14 protein-coding genes are annotated in these 21,272 nt (G+C 54.2%); 9 read left to right on the top strand and 5 right to left on the bottom strand.

The window, feature by feature from the left end:
- Positions 1–38 precede the first annotated feature (38 nt).
- Positions 39–1,724, top strand: coding sequence for a carbohydrate-binding protein (locus VK738_01530; protein ID HTD21303.1), 1,686 nt, complete (start codon positions 39–41; stop codon positions 1,722–1,724).
- Between the two features lie 201 nt (positions 1,725–1,925).
- On the opposite strand, the gene VK738_01525 is transcribed toward VK738_01530, so the two are convergent.
- Complete coding sequence (locus VK738_01525; GenBank protein HTD21302.1) at positions 1,926–2,720, bottom strand: hypothetical protein; 795 nt, start codon at positions 2,718–2,720, stop codon at positions 1,926–1,928.
- A gap of 131 nt (positions 2,721–2,851) precedes the next feature.
- Positions 2,852–4,195: a hypothetical protein gene (locus VK738_01520; protein HTD21301.1), complete on the bottom strand. Its 1,344-nt coding sequence runs from the start codon at positions 4,193–4,195 to the stop codon at positions 2,852–2,854.
- Between the two features lie 983 nt (positions 4,196–5,178).
- On the opposite strand from VK738_01520, the gene VK738_01515 reads away from it, so the two are divergent.
- Positions 5,179–5,667, top strand: a complete 489-nt coding sequence (locus VK738_01515) for a heme-binding protein (protein HTD21300.1) — start codon at positions 5,179–5,181, stop codon at positions 5,665–5,667.
- A 14-nt stretch (positions 5,668–5,681) separates the two neighbouring features.
- Here the strand turns inward: VK738_01515 and alaC are convergent, their stop codons facing one another.
- From alaC to VK738_01500, 3 genes are all read right to left on the bottom strand, one after another.
- On the bottom strand, positions 5,682–6,866 hold the full coding sequence (gene alaC / locus VK738_01510; protein ID HTD21299.1) for an alanine transaminase: 1,185 nt from the start codon (positions 6,864–6,866) through the stop codon (positions 5,682–5,684).
- A 268-nt stretch (positions 6,867–7,134) separates the two neighbouring features.
- The gene (locus VK738_01505) at positions 7,135–10,827 is read right to left on the bottom strand and encodes an SBBP repeat-containing protein (GenBank protein HTD21298.1); all 3,693 of its coding nucleotides are present in this window, start codon (positions 10,825–10,827) and stop codon (positions 7,135–7,137) included.
- Positions 10,828–11,099: 272 nt separating this feature from the next.
- Entirely contained in the window at positions 11,100–12,497 is a 1,398-nt protein-coding gene (locus tag VK738_01500) for a glycosyl hydrolase family 18 protein (GenBank protein ID HTD21297.1), read from the bottom strand.
- A 439-nt stretch (positions 12,498–12,936) separates the two neighbouring features.
- Between VK738_01500 and VK738_01495 the strand changes: the two genes are divergently transcribed.
- The 7 genes from VK738_01495 to VK738_01465 all read left to right on the top strand — a co-directional run bounded on the left by VK738_01495 (position 12,937) and on the right by VK738_01465 (position 21,270).
- Positions 12,937–15,915: a hypothetical protein gene (locus VK738_01495; protein ID HTD21296.1), complete on the top strand. Its 2,979-nt coding sequence runs from the start codon at positions 12,937–12,939 to the stop codon at positions 15,913–15,915.
- Between the two features lie 137 nt (positions 15,916–16,052).
- Complete coding sequence (locus VK738_01490; protein ID HTD21295.1) at positions 16,053–16,280, top strand: hypothetical protein; 228 nt, start codon at positions 16,053–16,055, stop codon at positions 16,278–16,280.
- 232 nt (positions 16,281–16,512) lie between these two features.
- The gene (locus tag VK738_01485) at positions 16,513–17,172 is read left to right on the top strand and encodes a hemolysin III family protein (protein HTD21294.1); all 660 of its coding nucleotides are present in this window, start codon (positions 16,513–16,515) and stop codon (positions 17,170–17,172) included.
- Positions 17,173–17,229: 57 nt separating this feature from the next.
- Entirely contained in the window at positions 17,230–18,099 is an 870-nt protein-coding gene (locus tag VK738_01480; GenBank protein ID HTD21293.1) for an IclR family transcriptional regulator, read from the top strand.
- Positions 18,100–18,455: 356 nt separating this feature from the next.
- Positions 18,456–19,280 (top strand): 5-deoxy-glucuronate isomerase, encoded by an 825-nt coding sequence (locus tag VK738_01475; GenBank protein ID HTD21292.1) that lies wholly within the window; start codon positions 18,456–18,458, stop codon positions 19,278–19,280.
- A 106-nt stretch (positions 19,281–19,386) separates the two neighbouring features.
- Complete coding sequence (kduD, locus tag VK738_01470) at positions 19,387–20,148, top strand: 2-dehydro-3-deoxy-D-gluconate 5-dehydrogenase KduD (protein HTD21291.1); 762 nt, start codon at positions 19,387–19,389, stop codon at positions 20,146–20,148.
- A 30-nt stretch (positions 20,149–20,178) separates the two neighbouring features.
- On the top strand, positions 20,179–21,270 hold the full coding sequence (locus tag VK738_01465) for a sugar kinase (GenBank protein HTD21290.1): 1,092 nt from the start codon (positions 20,179–20,181) through the stop codon (positions 21,268–21,270).
- Positions 21,271–21,272 lie beyond the last annotated feature (2 nt).

Here is a 21,272-nt window from a genome sequence, read left to right as displayed (position 1 = left end):
ACAAAAACCGGGTGGACAACCGCCCAAGGAGCTTAACCATGAAGAGGACGCCCCTGATTATTGTGAGCACTTGCATTCTGTTGCTGCTGCTCCTCCTCCCGCTGGCAAGTTCAGCGCAATCAATTCCAAACTGGCAACCCAATACTTCCTACGCGATAGGTGCACTGGTGATGTTCAACGGTGTGGAATATAAGTGTATCCAGGCTCACACCTCACTCGTAGGCTGGGAGCCTCCCAATACGCCCGCCCTGTGGCAACCCGTCAGCGGCAGTCCGGGACCGACCCCGACTCCTACACCGACACCTACTCCTACCCCACCCCCCGGTGGTGGCGGCGGTGGCGGCGGATGCGGACCGGCGTGGAATGCAAGCACGGTTTATGCCGCTCCGGGAACGCTCGTGACCCGCAATGGCATCAACTACACCAACAACTGGTGGACACAAGGTGACGACCCGGCCACGCATAACGGTCCCCCGGGCAGCGGGCAGGTCTGGACTTCACATGGGGCCTGCAGTACTTGCTCGACACTGCCTTCTACCCCGACGGGCTTGTCAGCCTCAGGAACCACGAGCAGCAGCACAAACCTGAGTTGGAATGCCGCGAGCGCAGCTTCCAATTGCGCGGTGAGCTACACCATTTTCAAGAACGGAAGCGCAGCTGGGACATCGAACGGAACCAGCTTCACCGTCTTCGGCCTTGCCGCGCAAACCACTTACAGCTTCACGGTGGCAGCGGTGGATTCTGCCGGCTCATCGGGGCAAAGCGCTGCCGTCAGTGTAACCACAGCAAAAGGCGGTGGCGGAGGCACGCCTCCGGGCTTCATCTATGCCGCCTACAAAGACGTGACGATCAACGCCGACTTCAACACCGGCGCGCAGCGATCGGCGGTAACAGGCTCGGTGCAACCGGTCACCAGCGCCATGCCAAACTCGACGCTGGTCTGGGCCTTTGCCACCAGCAGTTGCGATTCAGAGAGCTGGGCCGGCATCTCGCCAGCCATGGAAGCAACCAATGTGCAGGCCTTCGTCGGCGCCGGCAAGAGATACATTCTGGGTACCGGCGGGGCAGCAGGCTCATTCAGTTGCTCCAGCGGATCAGGGTTGATCGGCTTCATCAACCGATATAACTCTGCGAACCTGGTCGGTGTCGACTTCGATATCGAGAGCGGCCAGTCGCAGCAGGCGATCGACGAGCTGATTACCTCGACCATGGCGGCCGAGCAGCAGTTCCCCAACCTGCAATTCAGCTTCACTATCCCATCGCTAGGTACTCTCGCAGCCAATCCGATCACCGGCGGAAGCGTCGGCGGAACGGTGGTCAATGAGATCAAGCGGCTGGGGCTGGGCGGGAACTACGTCGTCAACCTGATGGCGATGGACTACGGCTCGGCGAACCCAGGCAACTGCGTGGTGGTGAACGCACGCTGCGACATGGGCCAGTCAGCAGTCCAAGCCGCGCAAGCACTGAACCAGCAGAGTGGCATCCCCATGAACCACATTGGGGTCACCATCATGATTGGTCAGAACGATACCCAGGACGAGGTCACCAGTCTGGCCGATGTGGACACGTTGAGCAACTTCGCTAAGTCCAATGGCCTGGCAACCATCCGTTTCTGGGCGTTCGATCGCGACACACCCAACGGCAGCGGCGGCCTCAGTACCTCGAACGGTAACGGCCAACCACCGCTGGCCTACAACCATGAGTTCTTGAAATTCTTCCAATAACCAGATAGCGACTGCGGCGGAAAGACAGCCGCAGTCGCCATCACAACCTTGGGCCGGTCCGAATAAGCATTTGGACCGGCCCTATCTTTTTTGCTCCAAGATACCGTTCTGGGAACTTCAGGCTCTAGGCCGAGCAGGTACCGGAACAAGAATGCTGGCATTGGCTCGCAAACTATTACCTCTTTTTTGGTCTGTGAAAATCTAGTGTTGCTGCTGTTCTTGCTGATTCTGCTGAGTAGTTTGCGGTGGCGGTTGATAGTTTGCGCCCCAGTGCTGCGGATGTGTGGGAGCCACGCCAGGCTGCTGGCCCTGCGTTGCCTGCTGATTTTGTGTTGATGGTTGATCTTGCGGTGGTAATTGTTGCTGTTGTTCCGGCGTCATCTGTGCCTGATTCGCATCCGTGGCCTGCTCGTTTGCATCGGCCATATCCTGGCTGTCACTGGTATCGCCAGCTGGCGATTCAGAAGCCACAGCGCTCTGCGACGATGGCGAATCGGCCAGTTCCGTCGAGCGTGCTGTCAGGATAATTTGCTGTAGTGAGCCACGGTTGTCGGCAGACTCCATAATAACGAAGTCATACCCCGAGCCGGTGAGCAACGTACTACACACGGTACGCGGCGAGTCCGGGCCGAACTGCCCAAAGACCCGGTCGGTGCTCGCTGGTGTGACTCCTTCGATCTTTGCTCCAGTCGCACTTTGAATCGCATTCAGCACATCGGAAAGAGTGGAGTTGTTCGCTACGACTGTAAGCTCTCCATTGACGTAGCTGATGCGAGGAGGAGAAGGAGGCAATTTGTAAGGAGGCAGCGCAACTCGCCATGAAGACAGGGTATGGTTCTTACGCGCCGTTTGCCCGCTCGATCTCTTGTGAACCAGTGCACCCGGCGTCTGGTTAGTGGCTGGTTGCAGTGCAGGTGCCTGCATTTGCGAGTAGAGTGTCCCGCTCGTCAGCAACCCTAACATTAAGTATTGCGATATGGCGCGGCACAAGGGCATAGAATCCAGTGCTCACTACTATAATCCTCTTTTCATTGTTTTGGGCGTCATAGTGAAATCAATCTCTTGCTAGGAGGAGGCGATCGAAGCCATCGTTGGGGCGAACCTGAAGGAAAGAAGTGAAGAGGATATCAATTCGTCGTCTTACCTTTTTTGTCCAGGGCTTTTTGCAGGGAGCGCGCGCAGGCTGTCAGATTGACCATGACATCGGTATCGCCTTTTTCCCTGGCGGCAACAATCCGTTCCTGCAGGATTGCTGCTTCTGATTGCGCCAGTACTTTTGCTGCGGCAAGATCAATAGTATCGGGCTTATCCAAGGCTGTAAGAAGAAGGGCCCGCACCGCGACAACCTTATGAAGCAGAAGATTTGTCTCTCCCGAGTCATGCCTGAAAGCCTCCACCTCTTCGGAAGAAAGCATCAACCGTAACTCACCCAGCTTAATTGCGTTGGCTGCGCGTGCGTCTTTTATGGATTTGACCTGGCTTGCGATCTCTTGAATATAGCGCGTGACTTCATTCTTAAGCTGGAACTCCTCGACTTTCGCGTGCGACTTGGCTTTGCCGGCACCTTCCGAGGATGAGCTCTCCTCGCCCGCTTTCTTGCCTGCCAGTCGGTCTATTTCCATCTTCACGCACGATCGCACGCGGATAACATCTGTGAACCAGTAGTTCTGTGAATATTTTCCGGGAAAAGATTGCTTCCATTTCTCGCTCATCCTACGGATGGATGCGAAGGATTCATGTTTGGAAAGGTCGGCTGAGCTGCAATCAACTTTTTTAACGCCTGCGTTTTCCAGGGTCCTCAGGTCTTCGTCTAATCCTAGAATATCTTCATGCACAAGACGAATTGAGCCAAGCCGCACCAGGAAGCTGAAACGCGTAAACGCAACCAGGGACAAAGGATCAAAAGGCTTTTCCCGGCCCGCAACTTTTACCGCGCGTCCTCGTTCGAGAATCATGTGGTCCATGAAATCGCCAAGACTTTGTGACCGGTTCAGGTCTTCAATGCACTCTTCCAGGCGCGGAATTGCTTGGGGCTGGCTGGCATCACCCAGAATTGGCCGCAACACCTCGGCGGCCTGCTGAAGACTGAGTTCGTGGGCCGACACGCCTGCCGGCAAACACTGCGCAAGATACTGGACAAGAAGGAAATCTATTTTGTCCCGGTCCGATTCGCTCTTAGGTTCTTTGCCAAGTTGCCGGGTAAGGATGTCATGCAAGACATTTTCATCCAGCGTAATTTGGCCCAAAAGCTTTCGTATGTGATGCACTTCAATCAGATGGTCTGCATCACGAAACCACTGCTCCGCGCGCACCAGGGCCTCATTGTTGGTCTGGGCCGATGGTGATTCGAGGTCGCTGCAAGGTGGGATACCCAGCTCAAAGCGCTTGGAGAGTTCCATGTAGATGGGATAAATAGAGCAGGCGCGCTTCCAATTGCCAGATATTTTTTGCGAGTCAGTGGCTACTGCCATTATGCCCCTCGATAAAGTGATCAATGAATATTATCGCTACACGAATCTGGGGAGTCAGTTAGCAACAGTATACGATATTTGACCCGCATGCGATGTGTCTAAAATCTGATGAGCAGCACAAACCCCCGAATTATTGATCCCATTTTGACATACGTTTGAGTCTTTATTTCATATTGGGCCGTTACTAAAGTAACTCCTTTGGAATTTTGGAATATGAAAGGACTTGTAGCCAAAAGTTACCAGACCAGTTTCAAGAATTGGCAGGGATTGAATCAGGAGTGAGCAAGCCGCCATTTACCTTTTAGTTATCAAAGCTCTGCATCCGGTCAGCACTCCTGATAGCCCCCCTCCCCACTTGCAAGCAAGTGGTTGGAGACCACAAAACAGCATGATCGCAGCGTATTTACTGGGGAACGCCGCGGTCGCGGCGGGTACTTGCTGAGGCAGTCGCGCAGAGTCCGCGGTGTTTACTGGATATATAACATCCGGGGGCCGTTTTTCAGCACTGAGGACTGAGAAACGGGCACTGCTTTTGCGAATTTTCAAAGACCATTTCAAATAAGGCTCCGCAGCCCCCAAGAAGGTTGCGCCCCGCACTATCCGGCGCTCACTTGGTGCTCACCCGAGAAATGCTCCGCATTCTTGAACGCCAGACACACTTCCCAGGACAATGATAACCAACAATTCCTGAGAAATAAATGGTTTGATATCACTGTGATACCACACGGCAAGTGCGGTCCCGGGTTATGTGCGGCCAAGGTTGGGGGTTCGTAGTTCCCTGCAGCGTACTTCATCAATACTCCTGGATGCAAGAGGGAGCGGCCTCGGGGAACTCTATCGTTAATAGAGCATTTTCATGTGAGGTGTTATCTGATAAATTGCAGAGCGCTCCTGTGTGTCTCAATCTCTTGCTGGGCGAATCGATTCGGAGCGGTGGAATATTGAAATTGCGGTCATATATATAAAGATAGGAGAGAAGCACCATGTCAATGAAATCGGTAAAGACTTTGATTTTCGCAGTTGTTGCCTTGTGCGCCTTGCGTGCAGGAGCGCAGATGATGCCCAACCCATATGGTCCATCCGTTTCCCTTGAGGACGCGAAAAAAGCAGCGGCCGGAGTGTTAGCGGAAGCGCTCAAAAATAAATGGAACATGGCAGTGGCGGTGGTTGATCCCAGCGGCAACCTGGTTTATTACGAGAAGATGGACGCCACTCAACTGGGCAGCGCCAATCTTGCCATTGACAAAGCACGCTCCGCGGCGCGCTTCAAGCGCCCCACCAGGGCGTTTCAGGATGCTTTGGCGGCAGGCGGCACCGGTTTAAGAATTCTCGGTGTTGAAGGCGCAGTGCCGGTAGAAGGCGGCGTGCCGCTGGTGATCGATGGCAAGATCGTGGGCGCCATCGGCGCCTCGGGAGATACCCCCGACCATGATGGCCAATGCGCTCAGGCGGGCGCGGCCCTCCTGAAATAGCAATCGGCGGATACTCACGCCATGCCATCGGCTTTCAACATGTGTTTAATGCCGCGAATTGCCTGGCGCGTTCTCTCTTCGTTTTCAATCAGGGAAAAGCGCACGTGGTCGTCGCCGTATTCCCCGAAGCCGATACCCGGGCTTACCGCCACCTTGGCATCGGTCAGCAGTTTTTTGGAAAACTCCAGCGAGCCCAGTTTGCGATAGCTCTCGGGAATCGGCGCCCACACAAACATGGTGGCCTTGGGCAGCTCAACCTGCCAGTTGAGCTTGTTCAGGCCCTGCACCAGGACGTCGCGGCGCTTGCGATAGTTTTCGCAAATTTGTTTTACGCAATCCTGCGGGCCATCCAGCGCCAGGATGGCCGCGACCTGAATGGGTGTAAATGTTCCGTAATCGAAATAACTCTTGAGGCGGCTGAGCGCCGCCACCAGCTTAGGATTCCCCGTCATGAATCCCACGCGCCAGCCGGGCATGTTGTAGCTTTTCGATAAAGTAAAAAACTCTACCGCGATCTCCTTGGCGTTCGGTACTTCCAAGATCGAAGGCGCGCGATAGCCGTCGAATACGATGTCGGCATAGGCCAGGTCGTGCACCACATACAGCTTGTATTCCTGGCAGAGCGCGACCACACGCTCGAGAAATGTCAGGTCCACGCATTGTGTAGTGGGATTGGAAGGGAAGTTCAGAATCAGAAGCTTGGGCCGCGGATACATCAGGCGCAGCGCCTGCTCCAGCTCGGCCAGGAAATCAACCCCTGCTTTCATGGGTACACTGCGGATATCCGCGCCGGCAATCACCGGGCCGTAAACATGAATGGGATAACTGGGGTTCGGCACCAGCACCGTATCTCCCCGATCGAGTGTCGCCAGACAGAGGTGGGCGATGCCCTCCTTGGAGCCGATGGTCACAATCGCTTCTGTCTGCGGGTTGAGCTCTACGTTGTAACGCCTCTTGTACCAATCGCAGATAGCCTTGCGCAGACGCGGAATGCCGCGCGAGACCGAGTAGCGGTGCGTGGCCGGGCGCTGCACCGCTTCAATCAGCTTGTCCACAATGGCCTTGGGCGTCGGGCCGTCGGGATTGCCCATGCCGAAATCAATGATGTCTTCTCCGCGTTTGCGCGCGGCGTTCTTCAGCTCCGTAGTGATGTTGAACACGTACGGCGGCAGGCGTTTGATTCTTGAAAAGTCTTCCATGGTCGTCCGAAAAAGCTAGTTTGAAAAAAGTTCCTTGAAGCACAATTTTAAGTGCCGGAGAGGAGTTTGTGCAGTGACATGTAATGGAACCGCAGCTTTTTAGGATAACAGAGGCGGAGAATAGTACTCAGTACTCAGAAAAAGCCGCTGCAGATGGTCGCAGATTTACGCAGATCGGTTTAGGGTAGGTACCCCCTGCTAGCTCGGGACGTAAAAAACTGTACTTAGTACTTGGTACTCAGAAAAGCTCACCGCGGACGAACACGCCCTAATGTACCTTCGGCCGTGGCGACTGATACACCATGACTGTGTTCGAGGTGCTTCCCGCGTACGGGCCAGTTGGAGGGAAAACAGCATTAATCTGGTTCAGTCCCACCCGCAGGCCGGTTACCTGGAACGTTGCAGTGGCTGTGGTTGAATTCACCGTCACCAAGGTTATTGGTGGACCTAGTATTACGTTGCCCGAAGTTACGGTCACCGCCCCGGTCGGAGTACCAGCATTTCCCGTTACAGTTATCGCGAGTATCAGCTTTTGGGCCGGGTTGCGGGTAAAGTATGCAGTTCCGCCGGCAGGTTTGCCATTGATCTGCGCCGCCAGGGTAGTTGAAGTTGGCGGCTTAACCACTTGATTGAGAACGCTGCTCGTACTGGGGCCCCAGTTTGCAGGAGTAGCGTCACCTTGATAAATAGCCGTAATGGGATGAGTGCCCAGCCCCAGGACTGTGTTGGATGCCGGAGTGAATGTGGTTTGTCCTGTGTCGTCAGGCAAGATAGTGCTTGTGCCTAACGTGGCCGCTCCATCTTTGAACGTCACAGTTCCGCCTTCCACGGTTGTTAGTCCATTGTTTGTCGTCACCGTAGCTGTAAAAGTAGGCGGGTTGCCCGCACCGAAGGCACTGGGATTGAGTGAAGAAGTCAGGGTGGTTGTGGTCGCTGCTTGATTGACAACTTGTGTAATTGCATTGGAGATGTTGCCACTGCGGAAAGTGTCACCGCTGTAGACGGCTGTGAAGACGTGCGAGCCTGGTATCAAAGTAGAGCTTGCAAACGTCGCCGCTCCGGAGACAACGGGTTGAGTGTCCACGGCATTCGTGCCATCGAAAAATTGAACCGTCCCTCCAAGCGGGCCTCCTGGTACGCCAGAGGTGAGCGTTGCAGTGAAGGTCACGGTCTGACCATAGCTTGAAGGGTTCAGCGAAGAAGCCAGCGCGACGTTAGCTCCCGCACCCCGGAGTGACACCTTATGCGGACTTCCGAGGGAGCTGTCTGTTATCACCAGGTTTGCCGACCAGTTCCCTGACTGCGGCGGGTTGTGAATTACGCTGATTGTGCAGGTACTGCCGGCCGTCAACGCAAATGGGAGGGGCGCGCAGGTATTGCCGCTTATGCTGAAGCCGGTGAAATTCACCGAGACTGCAGATATGGTGAGCGAGGCCGTACCAACATTCTTGACAGTGACAGGCTTTGGAGTGCTGCTTGTGCCTCCCGTCTGGAAATCGAAGCTCAGCGAACTGGGTGTAAGTAAAATGGCCGGCGAGGTCCCTGCAAGGTTGATCTTGGCTACAAAAGCGTCTCCATTGGCACTGTATGGTTGCAGTGGATTTACCGCCGGGAAGTCATACGCGTCGGTTGCGCCCGTGACGTAGACGTTCGCGCCATTGCTGTCCACAGCTACCCCATAGCCCCGGTCACCATTATTTGAACCCCTGCTGCCGCCAAGATAGGTGGAGAACAACAGGGTGTTGACCGCTACCGGCTGGCTGGGGTCAAACTGGCTTACGAAAACACTCTGCTCAAAACTTCCACTTTCCGGCAACATGGCCTGCAAAGGATTTTTGGTTGGGAAATTGGAGGAATCGGTTTGTCCAGTCACATAGATTTTGCCGGTACTGTCGGTGGCGATCCCATGACCTTCTTCCGTGCATTGTGACAATGAATCGTTGCCGCCGAAGTACGTGGAATAGACCAGAGAGGGCGCGCCCGACTGGGTCGGATCAATCTGGCTGATAAACGCATTGCTGCAAGCGCCCGCGAGGCTGTTTTGGAAGGCATTGGAGGTCACCGGGAAACCGGTGGATCCCGTAATGCCTGTAACATCTATCTTGCCGGTGCTGTCTACAACTATGTCCGCGCCGCTATCGGTCATACTCCCATTCTTGCCGCCCAGATACGTAGAGTAAATCAGCGATGCGTTACCCGAAGCCGTAGTGTCAAGTACACTCACAAACGCATTTTGAGAGCCGACGACCAGGTTGTTCTGGAAGGCATTCTTGGTAGGGAAGTCGGGCGCGTTGGTGGTACCGGTGATATAGACCTTGCCCAGGCCGTTGGTGGCGATCCCGTTTGCACGATTGAAGGCATTGGGGGCCGCTCCTCCCAGGTACGTGGAATATACCAGCGATGAAACCCCCGTCTGCGTGGTGTCAATCTTGCTTACAAAAGGTACGGCGATAAGAGAGCCCAGACCTACGGGATCAGTCTGTTGAAAGGCATTGCTGGTATGAGGAAAATTATCAGAGCTGGTATTCCCGGTTACATAAGCGTTGCCGTTTGCATCCGCGGCAATGCTGTTGCCGAAATTGAGTGACTGGAAAGAGCCGCCATTATTGGTACCACCGAGATACGTGGAATACAAAAGCGAGTTGCCGGCCGCATTCAGTTTGCTTACAAAAACATTACTTGCAGCAGGGTCTGGCGGGGATGCTTGATAAGCATTGACTACGGGAAAGTCGGTGTCCGAGGTGGTTCCGCTTACATAAGCGTTACCATTGCCGTCGAGGGCGATGCCAGATGCGGAATCGAAATCATTCGGATTGGCCCCACCCAGATAGGTGGAGTAGACCAAGCTGTCTCCAGCGGGACTAAGCTTGGCGATAAAAACCATCTGAGCTTGATTGAAGGGATTAATCGTATTGGTCGTGGGGAAATCGGGCGAGTTGGTTTCACCCGCGATATAAGCATTGCCGTTGATATCCGCCGCAATTGCCGATCCCTGATCGAAGCTGCTCCCGCCCAGGAACGTTGAGTAAGTCAGAACCGGATCAATGATTAGAGGGCGGTTGTTATCGTAAGCGCTCACCTGAAATTGAATTTCGTTTCCCTGGATGACATAGCTGCCATTCACCATTTCTCGCGGCGCAGGTTGGTCCGCGGCCGGCGAGGACAATGGGCTTGCATTGCTTGGCCCTTCATTCGGTGACAAAGGTATTGTGCCGGCAATCTTCTGCTGGGCAATCTTTGGTTGATAGAGCAGAGGTTTGCGGAGCGCCACATCACCGTTCGTGGTATGCAGTATTAAATCGCCGGAAGGGGCGATTTCCATGCTCCTTGCTCCCTGCACTTGGAAGTGAATGGCCGAGGGATCGGCATGGGGCGCCACAACCATGTCATATTCCAACTGCCGTTGGTTACCGTAGTACACCATGTCCACGCCAGGATAGACGCCGCGGTATTGCACCTGTTCGTAATTGGGAATATTGGTGGCCCAGCGTTGCCGATTGCTCCCTTTGAAATAGTTACTGCGTCCAGGCAGCTCGGCCAGTCCACTGATTTTTGGTGCAAGATTTAGTTTTTCTCCCGCGAGTTGCAACCGCACTACAGTGGCCGTAACTTTGACCGGCAGATTTTTTGCCCCTGTCTGCTTGCTGGCTTTGTTTCTCGCATTCTGTGTCCTGTTCGGCTCCTGCTTGCTCAACACCAGTACTGCGCTCTGTGAGGTAAGGAACACGGTGTAGCCGCCACCACGAGAGAGAAACTTCACTTGTGCATCAGTCTGTCCTTCATTGCGTTCAAAACTCAGAGGAAGGTTGCCATAGTTCGCAGCCAGGGCAGAGGGCCGCCCAGCTTCAGGTGTGCCGGTTGTTCCGGCGTGGGTATTAAAAGGTGTGCTCAGACAAAAGATCAACACAACCAGTGAAAAGAGACAGACAGGCACAAATCGAGCTCTAAGCTTCAGGCTCATAGGGCGACTCCTCTGGAGATTTTTTTAGGTTCAACCCTTTTATGGGGGCAAGGGTGGAGTTGTTTTTAGCGGGGCTATTCTATGCTGAATTATTTAAAGCAAGCGCAGAAAAAAGGTCATGGACTTCAGTCTATTTCAGTCTCACATTATGAGATTTCGCAGCTTCACACTTGTGCCGGTTTCCGCAATCTCTCCAGACTTAGGGATGCAATGCCCAGCCAGCTTGCGGTAAGCTGGCTGGACATTGCTTTCCATGTTGCATCAGTGTCTTTTCAATGGACCGGGGGCAGAGAGTCGAGATAGCTCCGCATTCCACCCGAGAACTGCAAGCTTGAGAACGCATCCCAATTGATAGACCAGGTCATAACCCCCCTGAAATTGGAATAGCCGGCAGGGTTTCTCAGTTGATAGCTTCCCCCAAACGAAGTTCCCCTGGTGACGTAGTTCAACGCGGTTTCAATCTGGGAATTCGAAAGGAACCCATTTCCTGCGTTCAGGCTCGCTGGGACACCGATCAAGACCTGGTCTGGCCGCAACGGAGCAAAGACGTCTCCGGGAGTGTGAGCCACTGGGAAGCCTTGCAGCACCATTTCCGCCATGGCCACGTGGAAATCGGGTCCCCCCATGTTGTAGTACTGGTCGTCGAGCGCTTTCACCGGTCCGGAATTGTATTGCTGCACCCAGAGGTAGCTCAGGACATCCCGAATGCCATTGATGACCGGCAAATAGGCGCCGGCCCGTGGGTCACCTCCGAACTGCCCGGGGCCATAGTTGTTGAAGCCCACCTGCACAAAGAAGGTTTCAGGCGCCATAGTAATCATGAACGTGGAGCCCAACTGGTTATGAAGCTGCCTGAGCGCAGCGATCAGGTTTACGACTACCGGCGTAGTGGGATGGTTGACGTCTGTGTCGCCGGCATTGAGGAAGAGAGAATTGTTTTCAAAATCAATATCAATTCCATCGAAGCCGTACTTCTGCACAATGCCCGCCACCGAACTGACAAAAGTCTGTACATCGCCGGAAGAGTTCAACTGGACGGTTGTGAGCGCCCCGCCAATGGAAAGAAGGACTTTTTTGCCTTTGCTGTGCAAGACCGCAATATCGGAGATGAACTGCGAGTCGCCTTCCTGGAACACCGAGAAGGTGATGTTCGAGGTTGATCCTGAGGCAGGAGTGGCAAAGGCCACATTGATAATGTCGTAAGCCTGCGGAACATTCGCCAGCGGAATGAACCCCGTGCCGTTATCGAAGTCGTGCCAATAGCCTACGAGTAATCTTCCGTTTCCCACTCCGGGAATGGGAGTCGGTGTGGGGGTGGGCTTTGGCGTCGGCGTGGGTGTTGGTTTTGGAGTGGGCGTGGGAGTTGGTTTCGGTGTAGGAGTTGGCTTAGGCGTCGGGGTCGGTTTTGGGGTGGGAGTAGGCGTGGGTTTGGGAGTTCCACTGACCGGGTGCCAGAGTGCAGGCACAACGGGCGGCTCCCATCCAAGCAGAGAAGTGTGGCCCTGGATACATTGATACTCCACACCATTGAACATGACCAATGCGCCGGTTGCGTAAGCCGTGTTCGGTTGCCAGGTGGGAATGCTTTGTGCCGAAGTGGTGCCAAGGGTGAAGAACAGAAGCAGCAGCAGGACCCCGGCGCTCAACGTGACTCGATGGGTGCGCTTCATTGCAGGCTCTCCTTAAGTTGGAGTAAATCTACTCCGAGATTGGCGACAAAGCTATATAGCAGTTATAGAGGGGATTGTCAATAATTTCTTGCATTGTCCAAATAAATTGGAGCTAAGGTATTATAGCTCTATAGCAGTTTCAGCGAAACGCAGGCGAGCCTGAACCAAGTCATAGCGTTTGTTTCGCCTGATCGGTGTGTTGTGGCCGGAACCCCAGCCTGCATTCCCCTCGTAAAAGGAAATTCTGGTCCTGCTGGTGAAGAATCTCACGGCAGGCGGTATCAACTTGCATCGTCAGCAGATGGTTTCTGATGAACCAGTAGTACGTGTCCTTTTTCCTGCTTGTAATGCCCACTATGGTTGCTTCAATATTAGTTGCTCCAGCATTCTCCTCCCTCACACTAACGAAAACTGAACAATCAAGGAGCGGTGTTTGAGCATGAGAACGTCATTGTGCCGGGATATTTTAGATTTATTCCTGCGGTGCAGAACCCATGCACTCATACTATTGCTGGCATTCGCCTTTGGCGGGGCCTCACTAAGCTTCGCCGACACCCGGATTGTTAATATAGGTCCGGGCAGCGCGCATTCCTTCCAAGATACCGTCAGTGGCACCAGCACGACCGTCATTCGCAAGGGTGACACCGTGCAGTGGAACTGGATATCGGGATTTCACTCAACCACTTCGGGCACATGTTCCGGCGCCTGCACCTCCAATGGCACGTGGGATTCGGGTCAGCACGCTGCAACTTTCAGTTTTAGCTTCACATTCAATCAGGTGGGAACCTTTCCTTACTACTGCAGTGTGCACCTGGCGTCGATGACAGGAGTAGTGGTTGTTCGGCCTGCGCCAGGGCCGTTTGCCTTGGAAGTTGCGCCTTCGGGCTTCTCCCTGGTGCCTACGAAGACTCTGCAATTCAGCGCCTCACGGGTATTCTTCCGTGGCGGCGCGTCACAATCCACGTTTAGCGAAAACATCACCAACCAGGTACAGTGGAGCTCTTCCGACACCAGCATTGCCACGGTTAATCCATCCACTGGGCTGGTCACTGCCGGCAGCACTCTGGGACCTGTTACCATTACCGCCTCCAAAGGGCCGCTGTCGGCTTCAGTTCAGCTTACTGTCTCGAGTGCTGTGGTGCTGAATTCGATTACGGTGACTCCTGCGAACGCACACCCGCTCTTGAGCGTGGGTACGGTTACTTACACAGCGACCGGCAACTACTCTGATAACAGCACGCAGAACCTTACCGGCTCGGTTACATGGGCGTCCTCCATTCCCGGGGTAGCGACCATGACGAATAACGTAGCGACGCTGGTGGCTGGCGGGACGACTCTCATTTCCGCGACTTCAAACGCTGGCCCGACTGTGACCGGTTCTACAGGTCTTCAAGTCGTGGTGCTGAGTTCAATTACGGTGACCCCGGCAAGCCAGGCTGTGGTGGTGAATGCAGGTCCAGTTACTTATACGGCGACTGGCAATTATACTGATGGCAGCACCCAGAACTTTACCGGCAGTGCTACCTGGGCATCATCAAATACCCTCGTAGCAACCATGACAAATAACGTGGCGACGCTCGTGACTGCTGGGAGCACCACGATTTCAGCGACCCAGGGGTTAACCGGCTCTACGGGTCTTCAGGTTGTTCCGGTACTGGCGGTTTCACCGTCAACCATCACCATTTCTGTATTGCAAACCCAGCAGTTTACCCCCAACCTGCCTGTCTCCTGGTCCATTGATGGAGTGGGCTCAGGAAATAACGCCAGCGGTTTCATCTCCAGCAGCGGCGTATATACACCCACGATCATGAGCGTAGGCCCGGTGCATACCATTACTGCAACCACGCTTTCTCCGCCTGCGCAGACCAAAACAGTTTCAATCCAGGTGAACGCTCCCTATGGTGGAACGCTCACCTACCACAACGACAATGGCCGCACCGGCTTGAACTCGCATGAGGCGATACTCACTCCTGCCAACGTGAATATGAACCAATTCCGGTTGCTGTTCAACATCCCTGTTGATGGGAAAGTTGATGCGCAAACCCTTTACGTGCCCGCAGTAAACATTCCCAACCAGGGAATTCATAATGTTCTATTTGTGGCCACCGAGCACGATAGTGTTTATGCCTTCGATGCCGATACTGGCGCGCAGTACTGGCAAGTTTCAATGCTGAAGGCAGGTGAATCACCCTCTGATGATCGCGGCTGCGGCCAGGTCACGCCCGAGATTGGTGTCACGTCCACGCCTGTGATTGATCTCACCAAGGGACCCAATGGCATGATCTACGTTGTCGCCATGAGCAAAAATGGAGCAGGGACTTACTTCCATCGAGTGCATGCCCTGGATTTGACCACGGGCGCTGACATGCTGGGTGGTCCAGTGGATGTGCATGCGACTTTCCCGCGCATCGGTGGCACAGTTACCTTTAATCCCGGTCTCTACAAAGAAAGACCCGGGCTGCTGCTGTTGAACGGAAAGATCTATACCGCCTGGTCATCCCATTGCGATGGCGGCCCGTACACTTCGTGGATCATGGCCTACGACGAGAACACCCTCGCGCAAACCAGCGTGATCAACCTGACACCCAACGGAAGTGAAGGCGCGCTGTGGAACGCCGGCGCGGGGCTGGCCGCTGACAGTGGCGGATTTGTCTATGGAATGTTGGGAAATGGCACGTTTGATCCTATGCTCGATGGCAATGGCTTCCCGAACAAAGGCGATTACGGCAACGCCATTGTGAAACTTTCCACTGCAAGTGGTTTGAGCGTTGCAGACTATTTCACGATGTCGAATACGGTCCAGGAGAGCAACGCCGACGAAGACCTTGGATCGGGTGGCCTGATGCTTTTGCCGGATATCACTGACAACCTAAGCCACACCTGGCATCTGGCAGTGGGCGCGGGTAAGGATGGCCATATCTATCTGGCGGACCGCGACAACATGGGCAAATTTAATACCAACAGTCCCAACACGAATAGCAATCCTAACCTCTATCAGGACCTGGGGGCTGTTTTGGCGAACGTCTTCTCCATGCCGGCGTATTTTAACGGGAACGTTTATTTTGGATCAGTCGGCACACAGCTACGTGCCTTCCAGTTCAGCAATGCGCGCTTGAGCCTTTCGCCGACATCTCACTCCGCCCATAGTTTTCCGTTTCCGGGAGCAACTCCCAGTATTTCTTCCAACGGTGTTACGAATGGCATTGTGTGGGCGGCAGATTCAAATGAGAGTGGTCCCACGGTGTTACATGCCTATGACGCTGCCAACCTGGCCACCGAACTCTATAACAGCAATCAAGCGCCCGGCGGTAGAGACAGTAATTTTGGAGCCGGCAATAAATTCATTACTCCTACCATCGCTAATGGAAAGGTTTATGTGGGAACCCACGACAGTGTCGGCGTCTTCGGCCTGTTCTGATGAGGATACGCAGCTCTGTTTAAAGTTTTAGATCGTAAAAATTGGACGCCGCGGAAATAGCCCTACTTGCCTATTGCCAGAAAGGTTCCATCGGTATTTAATGATACGGGCAATTTTGCCCACCAGGGAGAAACACAATGAAAAAGCTACTCACACTCATGTTTGCCTTAGCACTATGCGCCAGCCTTGCAGTTGCACAAGCTACAGGCGGCTCAACGGGCGCAACCACCGGCAGCTCGAGTACCAATACCGCCGGCACGGGCAAGAAGCATCATCATCAACACAAAGGTGACAAGGGCGAGCACCACGGAAGCAAGCACAAGAAAGGTTCAACCGACACCACCACTACACCGCCCCCGAAATAGTTCCGGGTATACCAGAAAGTTCCCACTGGCAGTGAGCGTGTATTCTCATTGCTAGCCTTCCAAAGTTAAATTAGTTTGGCATCAAGATCTTGCAGGCCGCTTGCGCCGGCGGCCTGTAGCCAAATTTGCGTTCGTCCCCACATCTGCAATCCCGATTCGCAGTGCCTACGGGTTAGGTGAATTCCAGAAGTCGGAAGTACACTTTGATTAAGGGATCGAACCTCGGTTCAGGATGCAGTCCAATCCACATCTCGAGTGGACCGATTGGAAAGAGGAACTCGCGAGCAGCGTGACCCACGGCATTGGACTCGTCTTGAGCATTGCCGGCCTCTCCCTGCTGGTGACGTTCGCCGCCATTCGCGGCACCGCGTGGCACGTAGTGAGTTGTGCTATTTACGGAGCGACGCTGGTGCTTCTTTATGCTGCCTCGACTTTTTATCACAGCTTCCGAAAAGCCGGGGTAAGACGCGTCTTTCGAATCCTGGACCACTGTTGCATCTACCTCCTGATTGCCGGTACGTATACACCCTTTCTGCTGGTCAGCCTGCGTGGTGCAGGCAACTGGATCTGGGCGGTGTTTGTGCTGATGTGGGGGCTGGCCCTGGCCGGAATTTTGCTCAAAGCTTTTTTTACCGGACACTTTGCTTTTGTTTCGACCCTTTTTTATATCGGCATGGGATGGATTGCCATATTCATCCTGAAACCCATGCTGGACCATCTGCCGCTGCGCGCAATTTTTTGGCTGATTGCCGGCGGCCTGTGCTATACCTTTGGGACCCTGTTTTTCGGATGGATCAAGGTACGCCTGAGCCATACCATCTGGCACGTTTTTGTGATGTTGGGCAGTGCCTGCCACTTTGAAGCTGTGTATTTTTATGTTCTGCCGCGCTAAACTTTCATGAAATTATCCATCTTGACTTAGCCCCCCACTCTTATATAATGACGCACCGTGCCGCATAGTAAGACAAGTAGTGACAACCGGTCGCCTTACCAGATTCAAGTCCTTGATCGCGCCTTGGCCATTCTCGAGGCGCTCTCTCAAGATGGTCCTGATCTGTCCCTGGGCCAGATCTCCGAATCGTTGGGCCTGCATAAGAGCACAGCCCACCGTCTGATTATGGTCCTCGAACGCCACAAGCTGGTGGAAAAGAACTCCCAGACGGGCAAATACCGGTTGGGGTTAAAACTCTTCGAACTCGGGACGAGGGCGGTATCGCAGCTCGATCTTCGCGAGCGGGCCCGGCCCTTTTTGGAGCGAGCGGTCCTGGAAACCGGCGAGACCGTGCACTTGTGCATCTATGACGATGGTGAAGTGGTTTATCTCGATAAGGTCGAACCCGGGCGCAGCGTGCGTCTGGCTTCGAGTGTAGGACGCAGAAATCCCGCATACTGTACCGCCGTGGGCAAAGCCATCATGGCGTATCTGCCTGAAAATCAAGTGGAAATCGCCGTACAGAAGCATGGTTTACGTTCCCTCACACGAAAAACAATCAGCACCATGATGGAACTCAAAGCCGAGCTGACGAAGGTACAGGAGCTCGGTTACGCCGTTGATAATGAGGAAAATGAAGAGGGCGTGTGCTGCGTCGGAACGGTTGTCCGTGATTTTTCCGGAGACCCGGTAGCGGCCATCAGTGTTTCCGGGCCGACCTTCCGTGTGGGCTCTGAGAAAATCCCCTTTCTCGCCAAATCGGTTATCTCTGCGGCTGAAGCATTGTCCAAGGAGCTGGGTTTTCACGCCATGCCGGACGTAAAAAACGGCAAAAGAAATGATAAGCGAAGCGACAAGGTTGCGCGTGCCCGGATTGTGAACGTGTAGTTGTCACAGTTGCAGCTTTGGGGCAAAAAGTTTGTCTTCGAAGCCAGAATCAATTCGTAAGACCGTATATCACATCGTGATATATTGGAAAGCTGGCAGGAGATTTAATAATTTGGGGCTGGAACTGCCATGCGTGTCGGCAACTGGAATGCCGGCACGAGAATGAAATTTCAATTGGGCAAGAGGTTCTCCAAACTTTCGGCGTTTCACCACGTGAACTTTGAGATTGAAGCAACGCCAATTAAGTTAATATTTTGATGGAGTCGGCGATACGCAATAGGGATGAGAATGATCTTCATCCAGCGTCGCCCGCTAGACCAGGGTCGTACATGTTAAGACCAGCGGAGATATAAATTATGAGCACGCAAACACTGCCTGCAATCGATCGGATGGTTTTTCGCCATACCAATGCCAAGACAGGCCGCAATATTTCGGTTTCACCCAACAACAGCACCAACAAGCACCTGACCTATGGACGCATCATTCTAAACGCTTCCACGCCATCGGTTTCTTTCAAGAACGGCGATCACGAGACCAGCTTGATCAACCTCTCGGGTGAGGCGACTGTCAAAGTCGGCAAAGAAGAATTTCATCTTAAGCAATATGATGCTATTTACATTCCCCGGGACAGCGAAATCACCGTAAGCACCAATGGACAAGTTGATATCGCCGAGTTTTCCGCGGAAGTGAAGAACCGTTATCCTTTGCAATTCGTGCCGTACTCGGAGGTAGAAAAAAATCCCTCGCTGAAGTTCAGCACCGGGACACCCGGCCAGCAGCGCCATCTCAACATCCTGGTAGGCAAAAATGTTGAAGCCGGGCGCCTGCTCGCTGGTTTTACCTTCTCCGAACCGGGCAATTGGACCAGTTGGCCCCCGCACGAGCACGCGATCATGTTGGAAGAGATGTACGTCTATTTTGATATGCCCAAGCCCGCCTTTGGTATTCAGCTTGTTTACAATGACACCGAATATCCTGAGCTGGTGACGGTTGTGCGCGATGGAGACGCGGTGCTGATGCCCAGCGGCTACCATCCCAACGTTTCGATCCCCAACCATCGCATTGGTTTTCTCTGGGCCATGGCTGCACACCGCGAGCAGGAAGATCGGCAGTTCGGCGTGGTGAATGTGCAACCTGCGTTCAGCCAGGGCGGTTCGGGACTTGAAGCCAGCAGAAAATAAAAAATTGATTCTTGATCAGTCATCCTGGAGACCCTGGTGCGGTCCTCGCAGACCGTCTGCGTACGGGCTGGGGCCGGCCAAGATCAAATAAAGTGAGCACGTATACATGATTCTCAAGACATTCAGTCTGGAAGGCAAAAACACGCTTGTAACCGGTTCTCAACAGGGGCTGGGTGCAGCCATTGCTAATGCGTTCGCTGAAGCTGGCGCCAATGTGGCTTGCCACGGATTGTTCCCCGAACCCAACGATATTTGCGATAAGGTCCGCGCTCTCGGGCGGAAGTCGTTTTTCGTCAAGGGCGACGTTTCTGACCCGGCGGTTTGCACGGAGCTGGTGGAACGGACCGTCAAGGATTTCGGTTCCATTGACGTCGTGGTGAACAACGCCGGAACCATCAAGCGCGCCCCTGCCGCCGAATTCTCGCAGGAGTTCTGGGACCAGGTGATTGCGGTGAACCTTTCCGCGGTCTTCCGCATTTCGCAACTTGCCGGCCGTCACATGCTGAAGCAAGGCCGGGGCAAGATCGTGAACATTGCATCGCTGTTGTCGTTTCAAGGCGGTATTTTCGTGCCTTCGTATACGGCCGCAAAATCGGGGGTAGCTGGGATCACCAAAGCTCTGGCCAATGAATGGGCGTCGAAGGGAATCAACGTCAATGCTATTGCCCCGGGCTATATGGCGACCGACAACACGGCGGCATTGCGTGCCGATGCCGATCGCTCGCGACAGATCATGGAACGCATTCCAGCGGGCCGCTGGGGACAGCCTGAGGATCTGTGTGGAGCTGCGGTATTTCTCGCTTCACCGGCCAGCGATTATGTTAACGGGCATATTTTGGTCGTGGACGGCGGATGGATGGGCCGTTAGCAATGTAGCGATTAGGTCATTATGGGAACCTTGAAAGTTAAATCTAAAGAAAGCTGCCATTGGGATCTGGTGAGTCTGGGAGAGGTGATGCTCCGGCTCGATCCCGGAGATGAACGTATCACCACCGCCCGTAATTTTCGCGCCTGGGAGGGCGGCGGAGAATACAATGTCGCGCGCGGATTGAAGCGCTGCTTCGGACTGCGCACTGCGGTCGTGACCGCTCTGGCCGATAATCCTGTGGGCCGTCTGGTAGAAGACCTGATGTACCAGGGCGGCGTGGATCAGCGTCATGTGCGCTGGGTGAAGTACGACGGCGTAGGACGCATGGTGCGCAACGGGCTCAACTTTACCGAGCGCGGTTTCGGTGTTCGCGCCGCCGTGGGTTGTTCCGATCGCGGCCACACCGCCACGGCGCAGCTCAAGCCCGGTGAAATTGATTGGAAGAAGATCTTCAAAGAAGAAGGCGCGCGTTGGCTGCATACCGGCGGAATTTTTTGCGCGCTCTCCGAGACCACTCCTTTAGTTGCCGAAGAGGCGATGAAAGCCGCCAAAGAGAGCGGGACTCTCATTTCCTATGATTTGAACTATCGTGATTCATTGTGGCGCAGTATTGGCGGCCAGAAGCAGGCACAGGCGGTCAACCGGAAACTCGCGCCTTATGTGGACGTGATGCTCGGCAACGAAGAAGACTTCAGCGCTGCTCTCGGCTTCCAGGTTCCCGGACTCGATGCCAACCACTCGAATCTCGACCCGGCCGGGTTCAAAACGATGATCGAGCAGGTGGTACGGGAATTTCCTAACTTTGCCGTGGTTGCCACGACCCTGCGCAACGCCAAAACCGCCACAATCAATGATTGGGGCGCAATTTGCTACCACGATGGCAAGTTTTATCAGGCGTCGAACCGTGAGAACCTCGAAATCTATGACCGTGTCGGCGGCGGAGACTCCTTTGCCTCCGGCCTGATCTACGGGTTCCTTACCGGAGAGGATGCGCAATGGTCCGTGGAATGCGGGGCGGCCCATGGTGCGCTTGCCATGACCACGCCGGGCGACACAACCATGGCGACACTCAGCGAAGTCTTGCAAGTAATGAAAGGTAAAAGCGCACGCATAGCGCGCTGAGG

It is taken from the genome of Terriglobales bacterium, from assembly GCA_035487355.1.
Lineage (GTDB): Bacteria > Acidobacteriota > Terriglobia > Terriglobales > Acidobacteriaceae > QIAW01.
Note: the sequence above shows the minus strand (reverse complement) of the source record. Positions and strands in the feature narration are given on the sequence as shown.

Coding starts and splice junctions, on each gene's coding strand:
- VK738_01530 (HTD21303.1), top strand. CDS start 39: ATGAAGAGGACGCCCCTGATTATTGTGAGCACTTGCATTCTGTTGCTG.
- VK738_01525 (HTD21302.1), bottom strand. CDS start 2,720: ATGCCCTTGTGCCGCGCCATATCGCAATACTTAATGTTAGGGTTGCTG.
- VK738_01520 (HTD21301.1), bottom strand. CDS start 4,195: ATGGCAGTAGCCACTGACTCGCAAAAAATATCTGGCAATTGGAAGCGC.
- VK738_01515 (HTD21300.1), top strand. CDS start 5,179: ATGTCAATGAAATCGGTAAAGACTTTGATTTTCGCAGTTGTTGCCTTG.
- alaC (HTD21299.1), bottom strand. CDS start 6,866: ATGGAAGACTTTTCAAGAATCAAACGCCTGCCGCCGTACGTGTTCAAC.
- VK738_01505 (HTD21298.1), bottom strand. CDS start 10,827: ATGAGCCTGAAGCTTAGAGCTCGATTTGTGCCTGTCTGTCTCTTTTCA.
- VK738_01500 (HTD21297.1), bottom strand. CDS start 12,497: ATGAAGCGCACCCATCGAGTCACGTTGAGCGCCGGGGTCCTGCTGCTG.
- VK738_01495 (HTD21296.1), top strand. CDS start 12,937: ATGAGAACGTCATTGTGCCGGGATATTTTAGATTTATTCCTGCGGTGC.
- VK738_01490 (HTD21295.1), top strand. CDS start 16,053: ATGAAAAAGCTACTCACACTCATGTTTGCCTTAGCACTATGCGCCAGC.
- VK738_01485 (HTD21294.1), top strand. CDS start 16,513: ATGCAGTCCAATCCACATCTCGAGTGGACCGATTGGAAAGAGGAACTC.
- VK738_01475 (HTD21292.1), top strand. CDS start 18,456: ATGAGCACGCAAACACTGCCTGCAATCGATCGGATGGTTTTTCGCCAT.
- kduD (HTD21291.1), top strand. CDS start 19,387: ATGATTCTCAAGACATTCAGTCTGGAAGGCAAAAACACGCTTGTAACC.